We start from the raw sequence: 14,505 nt of genomic DNA on the forward strand, positions 1-14,505 counted from the left end.
CCTCAACCGTGCGCTCCATCTTGACCAATGAGAAATATAAAGGCGACGCCCTGCTCCAGAAAACGTTCACCGCTGACTTCCTAACCAAACGAATCGAAGTAAACGAGGGCGAAGTCCCGCAATACTACGTCACCGGAAACCACGAGCCGATTATTGATGCGCCCGTCTGGGATCAGGTTCAATACGAGTTGGCCACCCGCCACGCAACCAACAGCTCCAAAATCGGCCTATTTGCCAGCCGACTCAAATGCGCAGATTGCGGATCCTGGTACGGACGCAAAACCTGGGCATCCAACACTAAATACAAGCACACGATCTGGCGGTGCAACCAAAAATACGACCATCCCCGTCCCTGCCAGACCGCTACCTTGCGTGATGAGCAAATCCAGACCGCGTTCCTCGCCGCGCTAAACCAGCTGGCTGAACAATATCGCGGACAAAGCCACCTACCACAGGTCATCGACGCCATGTTTAATACAGACCAGCTCGAAGCGGAGTCCAAGCGCCTAGACGAGAAAATCCGCGCTCTTGCCAGCGAGATTGAATCATTGGTTGCAGAAAATCAGCGGGTAGCGCAAGACCAGGACCAATACCTCGCCCGCTACACCCAGCTAGAAGCGCGATACCAGAAAACCCTGGGCCGCAAACAAGCCATCGAGGCCGAGATTGCTGCCAAGAGTGCCAAGGCCACTGCGATCAAAACCGCCTACACCCAGTTGGCCGACAAGCCCATCCAGCATTTTCAACCATCCCAGTGGACAGCACTTATCGACCATGCCGTTATCGGAGCCAACGAGATCCAGTTCGTCTTCAGAATCGGCACTGAAATCACCGTGCCTATTGCTAGCAGGCTGCCAGTTTCTTCCACTTCCTGATTTTGGTGCGAAACGTCGTAAATGGCGCGACGGTGTTGATATGCACCCATTTCCACACCGGCCACGCCGACGGGGTGGAAGAAGCCCACGCACGCTGACCCGAACTAAACAATTCTGATTCGGTTAGACCGCCCACCATTTTGACTATCTCACCAAGCAGGATCTTGAACCTGTCGATCAAATCCTCAGTAGATACCTGCTCCCAGCGTTGGTAGAACGATTCATACAATCCGCCCAGTTGATTCCACTTAAAACCAGGTGCCGGAGTCACCACGTCAAGACCGGCTTGTTCGTCACGTTCCCAGCCGAGCAGTAATTCCATCCAGCCAAGCTGGTAGGCGATCATCTGCCGGGGCGTGCGGTCAACACCGTCAACCAGCCGGTCCCAACCATCGCCAGGAACGCCTACGAACTCGCCGATAAAAAGTTCGCCACGCTTAGTAATCTCTGCGGCTAGTTCATCGCCGGACGCATACGATCTCACCACACACCTCCTCGTGAAACGGCCTTAGGTTTAACGCTTCGTTAGCGCGTTAAACCCTGAATACGCATTTTACTAGGGCAAACAAGATACCCGCTAACGCAAAACCCAAACCCGCTAACGCAAGCGATTTTTCACACCCCCCTAAGCGATACTCGCTAACGCAAAAGGGTACTTATCAAATCCGACGTCTAAGTGGAGCCGGCGACGAGAATCGAACTCGCACTCTCAGCTTGGGAAGCTGATGTTCTACCACTAAACTACGCCGGCAGTTCCAGCACCAGCAGCGCGATGATTAATCGCACCGGGGCTAGATGAGCTGGAGACGAGACTTGAACTCGCAACCTACGGTTTACAAGACCGTTGCGCTACCGATTGCGCCACTCCAGCACTTGCCCACTTTTCTACCCGCGTACCCCTAGAGCCTTCTAGAGTTTTCTAGCGCCTTCTAGCGCCTTCTAGGGTCTCATAGGGCCACCGCGGACAATGGACTTTCCCAGCCTAGCAAGCCGCACCTCCGAACAGTAAAACTCGCCCCTGCTGCCCCATCCCACCTGGGGGAACGGGTACTTGTGAAAACCCCTTTACCCCGATGTACGGTGTGGGAGTGCCTAGTTTCATGTCGAGAGCATTGAGGAAGAGCTCTGACCTGCTGTTTTCCGGCAACAGAGCGACAATCGATGCTATCCGCCTAGCACCGCCGCCATCCCCTTTGGCGCCGGTGGATCTTTCCGACCCTGTAAAGATCCACGCAGTGATGGACCTCGCCAGCCGTATCGGCGACCAACTCCTCACCGCGGGCACTAGCAACTCGGATACGAAGGCCCAGATCCGAAGCGTTATGAGCGCCTACGGCCTGAACAACACGCACGTCGACATCACGTTGAACACGATCCACATCTACTCGCGCTTCAACGAAAACACGCCGCCGACAAATATGTTCCGCGTCGTGCGGCAGCTATCAACCGACTTCTCCCGAATCACGGAGGTCGACCGGCTGATCCGTTCGATCGTCGCGGGCGCCACCCCGCTAGAGATGGCGCAGAAGATCCTCTTCGACATTGAGACTTCCCTGCTGCCCTATCGCAACCGCTACGCTCTGGCGAGCTGGGGCGGGTTCGCCGCCGCCGTTGCGCTGCTTCTCGGCGGTGGTTGGGCCGTGGCGGTGGTTGCGGGTATCACCACGATCTTCACGATGTTCGCCAACGCCTGGTTGGCCTCGAAGTCTCTGCCGTTGTTCTTCCAGAACGTCCTTGGCGGCTTCGCTGCAGTGATCCCGGCGGCAGTGACCTATTCGATTGCCGATCGAATAGATTTCTACCTTCCGCCCTCGCTGATTATCGGTTCCTCAATCGTCGCGTTGCTGGCGGGGTTGACGCTGGTGCAGGCGCTGCAAGACGGCATCACTGGCGCCCCGGTGACCTCTGCGGCGCGCTTCTACGAGACCTTGCTACAGACCGGCGGCATCATCACCGGCATCGCGGCGGGTATTCAAACCATGGCCGTTATGGGCATCACGCTGCCACCGTTGGATACCTCGCACACCTCCGGTGTGTTGGGGTCCGTCACGGTCCAGATCATCTCCGGCGCTGTCGCTACCGGTTTCTTCTGTAGCGCCTGTTTCTGCGAGCGGCGCGCCACGGTGGTCGCCAGCCTGACCGCCCTGATCGCCTCTGTCGCCCTGTTCGGCGTAACGAATCTGCTGAACTGGCCTGGCACCTTCGGTGTTTCTCTGGCCGCCCTCGTCGTCGGCCTCGCCGGTGGTCTGCTCTCCCGTCGTTACATGATCCCACCGCAGATCACGGCCGCTGCGGGCATTACCCCCTTCCTGCCGGGTCTGGCGCTATACCGTGGCATGAGCTCGGTGCTGAACGATCAGTTCGTCATCGGCATGTCCAACCTTGGTCTTGCTCTCACCACCGCCACCGCTCTGGCCGCCGGCGTGGTACTCGGCGAGTGGATTGCACGCCGTATTCGTCGCCCGCGGATCCTGCACCGTTACAAGCAACTACGACGCCCCCACGTGGGTTCGCGCCGTTCGTCCCAGCCGAAGCCTCGGATGGGTACCGACGGCCGAGTTCGCCAGCCCCTGCACTGGCGTAGGCGCAGAAGGAACGTGTCGAAGAGTATGTGGCAGTTGGATAGCAAGATGCGGGCGTCCGAAAGCGAGCTACAGCAACAAGAAGACCACCCGGCAGGAACGGGCGAACAGTAAATCGCGTAAAATATCTAAAGTTGAGACTTAAGTTCCGTACGTCGACTGTGTAGAAATGGGGTCAGGCTCGTGCCTCCGAAGGTCACCGACAACCGTTCCGCCAACAATGAATCCCTGCATGCGGTGGAAGCAGAAACCGCGCAGGCAGCGCAGCGCATCGTCGCGACCTACTCCGAGGACTTCCTCGATGCCGCGACGCTGATGTGCATGCTGGGCGTGGAGCCGGAAGGACTGATCCACCGCCGAGTGGTCGCTGAGCTGGAGGAAGCTGAGCAGGAAGCAAAGAAGTCCACCCGCAAGACCACCAAGAAGGCTGCCAAGAAGTCGGCGAAGAAGAGCACCAAGAAGTCGACGGCAAAGAAGACGACGAAGAAGGCCGCTAAGAAGGCAGCCAAGAAAACGACCAAGAAGGCGGCCAAGAAGACCACTAAAAAGGCGGCAAAGAAGGCTACCAAGGCTAGCGATTAAACCGCCTACCTGCACCGACACGGGTGATACACATGCAGTCCGATTTTCTGGTTGTTGCCAATCGCCTTCCCGTCGACCGCAACGTCGATGGCTCCACCGGGGAGGTCACTTGGGTACCTTCCCCGGGCGGGCTAGTCACAGCGCTGAAGCCGGTGTTGGAATCGAATCGTGGCGCGTGGATCGGCTGGCCAGGGGCGACGGATGAGGTCGCAGCCGAGGACATGCCCGCACCGGAGGACGCCGGCATCCACATGGTTCCGGTGAACCTGGATGCGCAGGATTTCGCGCAGTTTTACGAGGGCTTTTCCAACGCCACCCTGTGGCCCCTGTACCACGACCTGATCGTGCATCCCACCTACGATAAGCGCTGGTGGGAGCGTTACCAGCAAGTCAACCAGCGCTTCGCCCAGGCAGCGGCGGACGTCGCGGCCAAGTATGCGACCGTGTGGGTGCAGGACTACCAATTGCACCTGGTTCCCGGCCAGCTGCGCGATCTGCGCGACGATGTCTGCATCGGTTTCTTCCTGCACATCCCCTTCCCCGCTCCGGAGCTTTTCCGTCAACTGCCGTGGCGCCGCCAGGTGCTGGAGGGCACGTTGGGCGCGGACGTGGTGGGCTTTCACACGCAGGATTCCGCGCGGAACTTTATGGAAGCGCTGCGGGCGATGGATTACTCGGTGCAGATCATGGACGATTCCGAATCTGCGAACTACCTGCGCGGCGCCCGGCTGCCCGAGGGCGCGCACGTGGTCGGTACCGTCGCCCTGGAATCGGGACGGCAGGTCAAGGTCGGCGTGTTCCCCATTTCTATTGACTCTGCCAAGGTCAACGCCCAAGCGAACCAGCCAACAGTGCTGGCCCAGGCTAGTGACCTGCGCGCCCGTCTAGGTAACCCGAAGGTGCTGATCGCAGGCGTGGATCGGCTGGACTACACCAAGGGCATCCAGCACCGACTAGAGGCCATTGAGTTCCTGTTGGACTCCGGCCGGCTGACCCCGGAAGACGTAGCTATGGTGCAGGTCGCCACCCCGTCGCGCGAACGCCTGGATGATTACCAGCGCACCCGCCAGCAGGTGGAGGCCATTGTCTCCCGCATCAACGGCAACCACGGCAGCCTGGGGCGCTCGCTGATCCACTACCTGCACTCCGGCCTGCCCTTCGAGCAAATCGTGGCACTATACGCCGCGGCGGACGTCATGCTGATTACCCCTTTGAAGGACGGTATGAACCTGGTGGCCAAGGAGTATGTGGCTTGCCACTCGGACGGTTCGGGCGCGCTGGTGCTCTCGGAATTCGCAGGCGCGGCCACCCAGCTGGTGCAGGCGTACCTATGCAACCCGCACGACGTGGAATCGATCGCCGATGCTCTGCAGCTGGCCATCGAGGACGACCCGGTCAACAAGGTTCGTCGCATGCGCCAGATGTGGGATCACCTGCAGGAACACGATGTGAACCGTTGGGCCAATGCCTTCCTGCAGCAACTTCGGGAGGTCGAATAATGCGCCGTACCACCAGCACTCCCCGCCGCGCTACCGTCCTCGCGCTGGCTCTCAGCGCCACCGCCCTGGCCGGCCTGACTTCCTGTTCGGACACGGAAGCACCCCTCGGCAGTTCCCAGTGGCAGATCTCCGCCATCTACGACACGCAGGCTCGCGGTGGCGTGCTGCCGGATTCCCAGCAGGGCCGTAGCTTCCTGATTTTCGGCGAGGATTCGCTGAACGGCACCAGTGGCTGCATGCACATGACCGGCAACGTGGAGTGGAAGGACGAGGGCATGCGTATCAGCGGCTTTTCCAGCTCCCGCATCGACGGCGCCCAGTGCCTGCCCGGCGACGAGGATACGGCCGACCGTTTGAAGGCCGTCCTCAACGACCAGGACCTCACCTACACCCGCCCCGCCGAAAACTCGCTGAAACTGCAGCAGTCCGCGCCGAAGGACAAGCAGGATTGGCAGTCCGTCCCTGCGGTCGAGTTCATTAGCGGTCCGAAGGAGGGCTAAGCCATGGATGGTTCGTTGCTGCCTTTTCTTTCGGACGCCGACCTCTCCGGCCTCGCCGCCACCCCAGACTTACTGGTAGCGATGGATTTTGACGGCACCCTAGCACACTTTTCGGACGAGCCAGAGGGAGTGCACGCCGTCCCCGGCGCGATAGAGGCCCTGGAGGGGCTGGCGCAGCTGCCTAACACTGTGGCGATGGTGATTTCGGGGCGCAATCTGGAACAGCTGTCGAAGGCTACGATGCTGCCCACGCACGGGCCGGTGCGCCTGGTCGGCAGCCACGGCGCGGAACCTGCCGACGGCGGCGCGACGGAATTGAGCCCAGTTCAGCGGGCCTGGCTTAACGAACTGCGAGCCCATGCGGAGGAGATCGCCACCGAACACGATGGCGCGTGGGTGGAAATCAAGCCCCTGGCGGTGGGGCTGCATACCCGCTTGGTGCCGAACAAGGAACTGGCCGGGCGGCTGAACCAGCGCTTGGCGGACGTCGCCACCACCAGCGATCTGTCCCAGGTGACGTGGGGTAAGGACATCCTGGAGGTCGCGGTGGATAAGACCACCAAGGGCTCCTATATTGAGGACTTCCGTCGCGCCTACGCGCGCGAACACGGCCGGGAGCTGCGGGTGCTCTTCGCCGGGGACGATACGACGGACGAGACGGCGCTCTCTACGCTGCACTACTCCTCCGACATGGCACCAGCCGTTGGAGCCACCGACCCCCACCTCGTAGCACCCGCTGCGAATACCCCAGACATCGGCATCCGCGTCGGCGGCGGGGAGACCTCCGCTACCCACCGTTTGGATACCCCGGAGGATGTCCGGGACTTCCTGCAGGATCTACTGCGGCGGCGCGACGGACGTTCCGCGGATTAGCTCAGTTTCCAGCAGCACGGTGGGCGTCTCCGCCCGGTGCGCGGGCTTGGCCGGGTTGTCATTCAACCGCTGCTCGATGAGTTCAGCGAGCATGTTGCCGCTCTCCAGGCCCTTGTCTTTGCTGGGTTGGCGGACGGTGGTGATGTGGGCGTCAATAGCTTCGGGAATACCGTCGAACCCCGTCACAGAGAGCTGACCTGGCACGTCGATTCCCTGCTCCGCTGCGTAACGCACCACACCGAGCGCCTGCGAGTCGGTGGTGCAGGCAACGGCGGTGAGCTCCGGGTGGGTGGAAAGTAACTCCTGGGCGGCGTCGAAGGCGGTCTGGGGGTTGTTGATGTGCCGTTCGACGATGGGGGCTTGCTCGATCCCGGCTTCCTCCAGCACGTCCAGGATTCCCAGCAGTCGCGAGCGCTGCACGTGCATGTGCGCGCCCTCGATGCGTTCGGCGGACACAGGCCCGTTGTTCGGCGTGCGATCCAGGCGGATGCACAGCACGCCGATGCGCTTGTGACCTGCGTCGACGAGGGTGCGGATGGCGGGCTTGATGGCCTCGCGGTCGTCAATTCCCACGAAAGGATCGCCGGCGCCGGCGGGTTGGTCACACACCACGGTCGGCAGTCCGCGGTTACGCACGGCGGCGAGGTACGGGTCGTCGCCCGCCACCGAGTAGACGATGAAGCCGTCGACGCTGGCCTGGTTCACCAGCTGTGCGGGGCGATCGGCGCTGGGGTTATCGTCCACGCCCGCGGGGATCAACAGCATGGAGGCATCCATCGCCCCACAGCTCACCGACACGCCAGAGACGAACTCCAGCGACGCCTGATCTTCGAACGCGTACGGCAGCTCCTCGGTCAGCAGCACGCCGATCGCCCCCGCTCGGCGCGTGCGCAGCGAACGCGCCATCGGGTCTGGCCCGGGGTAGCCGAGTTTCGCCGCGACGTGCAGGATCTTGTCCCGCAACTCGGGCGAAAGCTGATCCGGGCGGTTGTATGCGTTCGAAACTGTGGTGCGCGAAACGCCCAGTTCGGCCGCGATGGAGGCCAAGGTGCCGCGCCGTGCTGGTCTATTCATTCTTCTAAGGGTAGCCCTCAGCCCTTCTTTCTTGGGGGTTGACGCCCCCTCCCCCCGGCACTGCCCAGATCCCCGTATCTGGCTCAAGATTAATGTTGACGAGCTTTTTCGTGCCCATTAGCCTCGGAAGAATGAAGAAAATGGTTGCCAATTTCGGAGCAGTTTTGAGTATCGCAACGCTGGCGCTGGGCGTAACCGCCTGCGCGGGCGGATCCGGAGATTCCGCCGCGGATGGCGACAAGATCAAGCTGGTCGCCTCTACATCCATCTGGGGCAGCATTGCCAAAGACATCACCGAGGGGCGCGATGACGTTGAGGTGACCACCATCCTCAGCAGCAAGGACGACGACCCGCACGAGTACGAGGCCACCGCCCGCGACATCGCGGCGGTCAAAGACGCGGACATCGTAGTCGCCAACGGCGCGGGCTACGATAACTGGCTGACCGACAACGTGGAAGAGGGCACCCCGCTGGTGACGGCGCAGCCGCTGGCCGAGGGGCACGATCACGGCCACGAGGGGCACGATCACGGCCACGACGCCACCAACCCGCACGTTTGGTTCGACCTGGACGTGGTTTCCGAGTTCGAAAAGAAGCTCTCCGCCGAGCTGCACAAGCTGAACTCTGACATCCCCGAGTCCGACGACGACGTCACCAAGAAGACCGACGAGCTGAAGCAGCGCGTGGAGAAGCTGAAGGGCAAGAACGTCATCCTCACCGAATCGGTCGCCGCCGAGCTGATCGAGGATTCCAACCTGAAGGACATCACCCCGGAGGGCTTCGCCCACGCGGTGAACAGCGAGTCCGAGCCTTCCGCCGCTGACCTGGCCGCGACCCGCCAGCTGATCAAGGACAAGAAGGCCGACATCCTCATCACCAACGAGCAGTCGGAAACCCCGGCAGCTTCCCAGCTGACCGAGGCCGCCAAGGAGGCGGGCATCAAGGTCGTCAACGTCAACGAAACCCCTGATGAGGGCCAGGACTACTTCGAGTACGCCGACGCCCTGATCAAGCAGCTGGAGGACGCAACCAAGTAATGGTTCTCGCTCTCCGCAACGCGGCAGTCGAACCCCTCTGGCGCGACCTCGACCTCGAGGTCGCGCCGGGGGAGTTTTTGGCTATTTTGGGTCCCAACGGGGTGGGCAAGTCCACCCTTCTGAACGCTGCCCTCGGCACCCGCAAACTCAGCCGCGGCAGCATCGACGTAACGGACAAGCTGGGCTACATCCCACAGCAAAGGATGTTTGAACAATCCATCCCGTTGCGCGCAAGAGATCTGGTTGGCCTCGCTCTCGCAGCGGGCGTCATAAAGAACAGACGACCAAAGAAAGCACAGGTCGACGCGGCGCTGGAAGAGGTAGGCGCGACCGGCCTAGCCAATCGGCGGGTCGGCGAGCTGTCCGGTGGGCAGCAACAGCTAATCCGGCAGGCGCAGGCGATGGCGCAGGACCCGGAGCTGCTGCTGTGTGACGAGCCGCTGCTTTCCCTGGATCTACGCGCGCAGAAGCAGACCGTGGAGCTGCTGGATCGCAGGCGGCGGGAACACAACACTGCGATCGTGTTCGTCACCCACGGCATCAACCCGATCCTTAACGTGACCGACCGGGTGCTGTACCTCGCGCCACACGGCCACACGATTGGCACGGTCGCGGAGGTCATGAACAGCGAGACACTCTCCCGTCTATACCGGACGGACGTGCAGGTTGTGAACGTAGACGGAAAGCTGGTGGTCGTATGAGCAGCCAATTCCACACCGGCGACTGGTGGGAGGACACCCTCGCGCTACTCTCGGTGGACTTCGTACAGCACGCGCTGCTGGCGGCGCTGCTGCTGGGCATTGTCTCCGGCGCGATTGCGCCACTGATCGTGATGCGGAAGATGAGCTTCGCCGCGCACTCCACCGGCGAGCTGGCCCTGATGGGCGCTGCGGCCGCGTTGCTGTTCGGCTTTAGTGTGAGCTGGGGTGCGCTGATCGGCGCAGTGCTGGCCGCCGTGGCGCTGACGGCGCTGGGGCAAAGGGAGCAGGACGCCATCGTGGCGGTGGTCTTGAGCTTCGGCATGGGCCTTTCCGTACTGTTTATCTACCTGTACCCCGGTAGGTCGTCGGCGGCGTTTAGCCTGCTGACCGGCCAGATCGTGGGCGTGAGCTCTGCCTCGCTGGGCATCCTGGCGGTGCTGGCTGCGCTGGTAGTGGCGACGATGGCGCTGCTATGGCGGCCACTGCTGTTCGCCACGGTGGATCTGGTGCTGGCCGCAGCGTCAGGCGTGAAAGTGCGTGTGTTGGCGCTGGTGTTCGCCGCGCTGATCGGCGTGGTGGCCAGCCAGGGAGTGCAGATCGTCGGCGCCCTGCTGCTGATCGCACTGCTGATTACGCCGGGCGCGGCGGCGGTGAAGGTGACCAGCAACCCGGTGCTGGCCGTGGTGCTGTCGGGGACATTCTCCGTGGTGTCGGCGGTCGGCGGACTGGTGGCATCGCTGGCGCCGGGGCTGCCTGTGTCGGTGTTCGTGACCACCTTGAGCTTCGTGATCTACCTGGTCTGCCGCGGGATCGCCTGGATGCGTTCCCGGCACGTCCAGGCGGATGCGGTGCGGGCGCGGGAGTACTCCGCGACCGGCGAATCAATGTCTAAGCAGACCAGCAACGAGGCAGCTGGGCACGCCCACCACGCATAGAGCGACCGGGCGCGTAAAGCAGATAAAAATATAGCCACCTCCCCCGGAAGAGGGACAGCCGTCGGTTGGCTCGTTAAGGTAGCACTTGTGATTACCGAGACGACAGCCAATCCACAACCCACCAACCCCTGGATCGTCCCCACCACCACCGGCCTGGTCAAGGGCCATGCGGAAACCGGGGTAACCGCCTTCCGTGGAATCCCCTACGCCGAAAAACCCATCGGCGCCCGCCGCTTCCGCCGCGCTGAACCCATCGCGCCGTGGGAGGGCGTGTTCAACGCCGCTACCTCCGGTGACGCGTGTTCCCAGTACCGCCCGGCGCGTAAGTCAGCGGGCAACTGGGAAGGCACCGAGGACTGCCTGTGGCTGAACGTCGTCGTCCCCCGCCCCGCGCACTCCGCTGGCACCGATGCGCCAGCCATCGACCCGGAGGCCAACCGCCCGGTCGTGGTCTACTTCCACGGCGGGTCAAACATCCACGGCTCTGCGAACAAACCCCTGCTGTCCGGCGAGTACTTCGCCCAGGCCGTCGACTGTGTGTACGTGGCGGTGAACTACCGCGTGGGCATCTTCGGCCAGCTGGCCCTGGGCGAGGGCACTCACACGCCAGACGACATGGATACCAACCCAGGCCACTCCGACCTACTGACGGCCCTGCGTTGGATCCACGACAACGCCCGCGCCTTCGGCGGCGACCCGGACCGCATAACCATCATGGGCGAATCCAGCGGTGGCTCCATGGTCACCGGCCTGCTGGCCACCCCGTCCGCAGCGGGGCTGTTCAGCGCGGCCATCGCACAGTCCCCCGCCCCGATGATCGTCCACACCCGCGCGAATGCGAAGTATTGGACGGACTTCGCCGCCCGCTGGCTGCATCGCATGCGCGCGGAAGAGTCCCTGCCGCTGGATCAGCGCACCCCGGTTCGCCAGGCACCGCCGGAACTCAGCGACGAGGAGCTTGCAGCCGCCACCGAAGACCTGCTGACCGCCGAGCACGCAATCCTCGGCCGTCTCTCGGACGAGATGGTGCGTTTCCACGCAGACAACCCGATCTCCAAGGCCGGCCCGTTCGCTCCGGTTATCGACGGCGACCTGTTGCCGGAGCACCCGCTTTCCCCCGGCGCGATGATGGACGTGCCACTGCTGATCGGCACGAACCGCAACGAGTACGACATGATGCACCTGGAGCCGAAGCGTAGCTCCATGCAGTACACGCGCACGCGCACGTTCGCCCACGCGATTTCCGGCTCCGCCGCCCACGCCACCAACATCCTGGAGCAACACTATGGTGGCCCGAAGTCCCGCAAGTTGAAGGGGCGCTTCTTCGGCGACGCGCTGTTCACCGGCCCCTCCTGGTACCTAGCGCAGAATCACCCGAGCGACCGGGCGTGGGTCTACCGCCTGGACACCACCACCCCGTTCCTGCGCTATTCCGGCATGGGCGCGATGCACGCCCTGGATCTGCCAATCCTCTTCCAGCGCTACGACCAGGACAAAGGCCGCATTGCCGTGCTACTCGGCGGCCGCGACGAGATGCGCGCCACCACCGTCGCCATGCAGTCGCGGTGGAGGCAGTTCGTGCACTCTCACGACCCAGGTTTTGATCCCTATTCGCTGGGCTTCGCCACCCAGGTTTTCGACGCCCACTTCCCCACCGGCGAGGAAACCATCTACGACCCACAACCCGAGCTGCGGGAAGCCTGGGCGCAAGTCCAGTGGGATAAGCAGGAGGAAATGTTCGACGAGGACTAGCGCTCGACTAGAACTGGGATTGGCTACGGCTGGGACGAAGGGGCGTCACTTAACAGCGCGACGCTGACGGGCGAACTCGCTGAGCACCACGCCCGCAGCGACCGACGCATTAAGGGACTCGACCCACTTGGCCATCGGGATCGACATGATCGTGTCGCAGGTGTCCGCCACCAGGCGGGACAGACCCTTGCCCTCAGAGCCGACGACGATGACGGTCGGGGTGGTGCCGTCGTAGGTGTCGAGGGTGTGGTCGCCACCAGCATCCAGGCCCACGACCTGGTAACCAGCCTGCTGGAACTGCTTCAGAGAGCGCACCATGTTAGTGGCCTTCGCGACCGGCAGGCGGGCGGCCGTGCCCGCGGAGGTGCGCCAAGCGACGGCGGTAACGGAGGCGCTGCGGCGCTCCGGGATGATCACACCGTGACCCCCGAATGCAGCGACGGAGCGGATGACCGCACCGAGATTACGCGGGTCAGTGATGTTATCCAGCGCGACGACTAGGCCGGGCTGGGGTGCGGAGGCGGTCCGCTCGATCAGGTCCTCAACCTGCGTGTACTGGAACGGCGGGATCTGCAGGCCAATGCCCTGGTGCATTCCGTTGCCCGTCATACGGTCCAGCTCGGCACGGGAAACCTCCAGCACGGAGATACCGCGGTCGGCGCAGGTGTGGACGGCCTCGGCGAGGCGCTCGTCATTCTTGGTGCCCTCTGCAACGTACAGCGCGGTGGCGGGAACCTTGGCGTGTAGGCACTCGATCACCGGGTTGCGGCCGACCACCAGCTCCACCTGGTTATCGTCCTTTGCGAAGCGGTCGTGTGCGCCAGAGGCCCGGCGCTTGGCGGCCTGCTTGCGCTTGTAGGCGGCGTGATAGACGCGGTCCTCCGCCTTCGGCGTGGCCCCCTTACCACGCAGGCTGCGGCGCCCCTGACCGCCGGAGCCCTTGGTTGCGCCCTTCTTGTTCTTCTTGCGCACGCCTCCGCTGCGCTGGGTGTTGCCCGCCACTGTGATTGCCCCTCTTACCTGGTCGACTACGTGCGTTTGTGTATGTTACTTCCCGGCACGCAAAACTGGAACCAGGCTCACGAGAACGTGGACAGCAAAGCACCCCACCTGCTGTGAATTTGTTGCTTCCATTACCAATCTTGCCGGCAGCAGCTGAAACGAGCAATAGTTCTTCGCAGATGGGGTGGTACGATGCTTTCCTTCTAGGCAGTGATGCCGAAGTTCTTCAAAACTCCTCGCCAATCCACGGGCCCGAAGGCCAGTGCCCCCACCCCAATCACTGCCACAATGGCGGCGATCACACCGGCCGCGATGCCAAGGGACGAGCTTTTGGAACTGCCACTAGAAGAACCGGAGAACCCACTTGCGCTTCCCTGCAGTTCCTGCGGGGTTACATCTTCTATCTGCTTGCCATCGTCATAGTCCAGCAGCAGGTCAACGTCCGCGCCCTCCAGCTGCTCGCCCTCATTGTAGCGGAGTAGAGATCTCTGCAATCCGATACCGGCCGTTGTGGGACGGTTCTGGGCAACGAGATCCTTACCCGGATCAATCGGGGCTTCCAGGAGGAAGGTCACGATTACTTCATCGTCGCCGCGCTTGTCTAGCTGCGTAGGATCGTTCGCCGTGTTACCGGAAAGGGAGTAGTCCCCAATAAGCGATACCGCCTGACCTGTGACATTCAACTTCAAGTCGAAGTAAGAGACATCCAAAGCTGGCCCGCCGTTCTTACCAAGACCTTTGTATGCGGTCACATGTGCGCTGCCATCCAGGGCAATCGTGCCATTCCCCTGCGGGTCCAGCTTTGTTTCTTGGGTATTTACTGGGAACACAAACTGGTTTCCCTTAAACTCCGCGCCTCCATCGCCGATGACGGTTCCCCTGGCGATCGGCCCCTGCACATGCTTAAGGAAAGAGGTTTTGATCGGCCAGGCAAAAGCACCGTCTCCTAACACTGGGGCGGACACTTCCTCTGCCTGTGCTACAGGAACCGCCATGCCGCTTAAAACGACAGAACTCACCAGGACACTGGCCGCACAATGGCGGGATGTGAATCGGGACATAAGTGTCTCCTTTCGAGGGATGGAAAACAAAA

14 protein-coding genes and 2 tRNA genes are annotated in these 14,505 nt (G+C 62.3%); 10 read left to right on the forward strand and 6 right to left on the reverse strand.

Features of this window, described 5'->3' with window-relative positions; all coding sequences use genetic code 11:
* On the forward strand, nucleotides 1-875 hold an 875-nt coding region (locus L8U58_RS04835; protein ID WP_269954812.1), incomplete at its 5' end, for a recombinase zinc beta ribbon domain-containing protein.
* Here the strand turns inward: L8U58_RS04835 and L8U58_RS04840 are convergent.
* The 3 genes from L8U58_RS04840 to L8U58_RS04850 all read right to left on the reverse strand — a co-directional run bounded on the left by L8U58_RS04840 (nucleotide 844) and on the right by L8U58_RS04850 (nucleotide 1,746).
* The gene (locus tag L8U58_RS04840) at nucleotides 844-1,362 is read right to left on the reverse strand and encodes a ClbS/DfsB family four-helix bundle protein (RefSeq protein WP_011273047.1); all 519 of its coding nucleotides are present in this window, start codon (nucleotides 1,360-1,362) and stop codon (nucleotides 844-846) included. The genes L8U58_RS04835 and L8U58_RS04840 overlap by 32 nt on opposite strands.
* Nucleotides 1,363-1,552: 190 nt before the next feature.
* Nucleotides 1,553-1,626 (reverse strand) — tRNA-Gly (locus tag L8U58_RS04845).
* A gap of 47 nt (nucleotides 1,627-1,673) precedes the next feature.
* Nucleotides 1,674-1,746: transfer RNA gene (locus L8U58_RS04850), tRNA-Thr, on the reverse strand.
* Nucleotides 1,747-1,975: 229 nt separating this feature from the next.
* Between L8U58_RS04850 and thrE the strand changes: the two genes are divergently transcribed.
* From thrE to otsB, 5 genes are all read left to right on the forward strand, one after another.
* Nucleotides 1,976-3,571 (forward strand): threonine/serine exporter ThrE, encoded by a 1,596-nt coding sequence (gene thrE, locus L8U58_RS04855; protein ID WP_141746998.1) that lies wholly within the window; start codon nucleotides 1,976-1,978, stop codon nucleotides 3,569-3,571.
* 69 nt (nucleotides 3,572-3,640) lie between these two features.
* Complete coding sequence (locus tag L8U58_RS04860) at nucleotides 3,641-4,039, forward strand: hypothetical protein (RefSeq protein WP_269954813.1); 399 nt, start codon at nucleotides 3,641-3,643, stop codon at nucleotides 4,037-4,039.
* Nucleotides 4,040-4,071: 32 nt separating this feature from the next.
* Nucleotides 4,072-5,538, forward strand: coding sequence for an alpha,alpha-trehalose-phosphate synthase (UDP-forming) (locus L8U58_RS04865; RefSeq protein ID WP_269954814.1), 1,467 nt, complete (start codon nucleotides 4,072-4,074; stop codon nucleotides 5,536-5,538).
* Entirely contained in the window at nucleotides 5,538-6,038 is a 501-nt protein-coding gene (locus L8U58_RS04870) for an META domain-containing protein (RefSeq protein ID WP_034969871.1), read from the forward strand. Before L8U58_RS04865 ends, L8U58_RS04870 begins: the two co-directional genes overlap by 1 nt.
* Nucleotides 6,039-6,041: 3 nt before the next feature.
* The gene (gene otsB / locus L8U58_RS04875) at nucleotides 6,042-6,911 is read left to right on the forward strand and encodes a trehalose-phosphatase (RefSeq protein ID WP_034981819.1); all 870 of its coding nucleotides are present in this window, start codon (nucleotides 6,042-6,044) and stop codon (nucleotides 6,909-6,911) included.
* On the opposite strand, the gene L8U58_RS04880 is transcribed toward otsB, so the two are convergent.
* The gene (locus tag L8U58_RS04880) at nucleotides 6,876-7,985 is read right to left on the reverse strand and encodes a LacI family DNA-binding transcriptional regulator (protein WP_034981818.1); all 1,110 of its coding nucleotides are present in this window, start codon (nucleotides 7,983-7,985) and stop codon (nucleotides 6,876-6,878) included. The two genes, otsB and L8U58_RS04880, sit on opposite strands and share 36 nt — an antisense overlap.
* A 140-nt stretch (nucleotides 7,986-8,125) precedes the next feature.
* Here L8U58_RS04880 and L8U58_RS04885 point away from each other — a divergent pair, with 140 nt between their 5' ends.
* The 4 genes from L8U58_RS04885 (at nucleotide 8,126) to L8U58_RS04900 (ending at nucleotide 12,410) form a co-directional block, all read left to right on the forward strand.
* Nucleotides 8,126-9,022, forward strand: coding sequence for a metal ABC transporter solute-binding protein, Zn/Mn family (locus L8U58_RS04885; protein WP_269954815.1), 897 nt, complete (start codon nucleotides 8,126-8,128; stop codon nucleotides 9,020-9,022).
* Nucleotides 9,022-9,723, forward strand: a complete 702-nt coding sequence (locus L8U58_RS04890; protein ID WP_034981814.1) for a metal ABC transporter ATP-binding protein — start codon at nucleotides 9,022-9,024, stop codon at nucleotides 9,721-9,723. The genes L8U58_RS04885 and L8U58_RS04890 overlap by 1 nt, the downstream gene beginning before the upstream one ends.
* Entirely contained in the window at nucleotides 9,720-10,658 is a 939-nt protein-coding gene (locus tag L8U58_RS04895; RefSeq protein ID WP_269954816.1) for a metal ABC transporter permease, read from the forward strand. Before L8U58_RS04890 ends, L8U58_RS04895 begins: the two co-directional genes overlap by 4 nt.
* An 87-nt stretch (nucleotides 10,659-10,745) precedes the next feature.
* Complete coding sequence (locus L8U58_RS04900) at nucleotides 10,746-12,410, forward strand: carboxylesterase/lipase family protein (protein WP_269954817.1); 1,665 nt, start codon at nucleotides 10,746-10,748, stop codon at nucleotides 12,408-12,410.
* Nucleotides 12,411-12,455: 45 nt separating this feature from the next.
* Here L8U58_RS04900 and rlmB read toward each other — a convergent pair whose 3' ends face one another.
* Both rlmB and L8U58_RS04910 read right to left on the reverse strand, forming a co-directional pair.
* Nucleotides 12,456-13,412: a 23S rRNA (guanosine(2251)-2'-O)-methyltransferase RlmB gene (gene rlmB, locus L8U58_RS04905; protein ID WP_269954818.1), complete on the reverse strand. Its 957-nt coding sequence runs from the start codon at nucleotides 13,410-13,412 to the stop codon at nucleotides 12,456-12,458.
* 203 nt (nucleotides 13,413-13,615) lie between these two features.
* On the reverse strand, nucleotides 13,616-14,473 hold the full coding sequence (locus L8U58_RS04910; protein ID WP_269954819.1) for an HtaA domain-containing protein: 858 nt from the start codon (nucleotides 14,471-14,473) through the stop codon (nucleotides 13,616-13,618).
* Nucleotides 14,474-14,505: the final 32 nt, after the last annotated feature.

It is taken from the genome of Corynebacterium macclintockiae (assembly GCF_027570165.1).
In the GTDB taxonomy this organism is placed as follows: Bacteria; Actinomycetota; Actinomycetes; order Mycobacteriales; family Mycobacteriaceae; genus Corynebacterium; species Corynebacterium macclintockiae.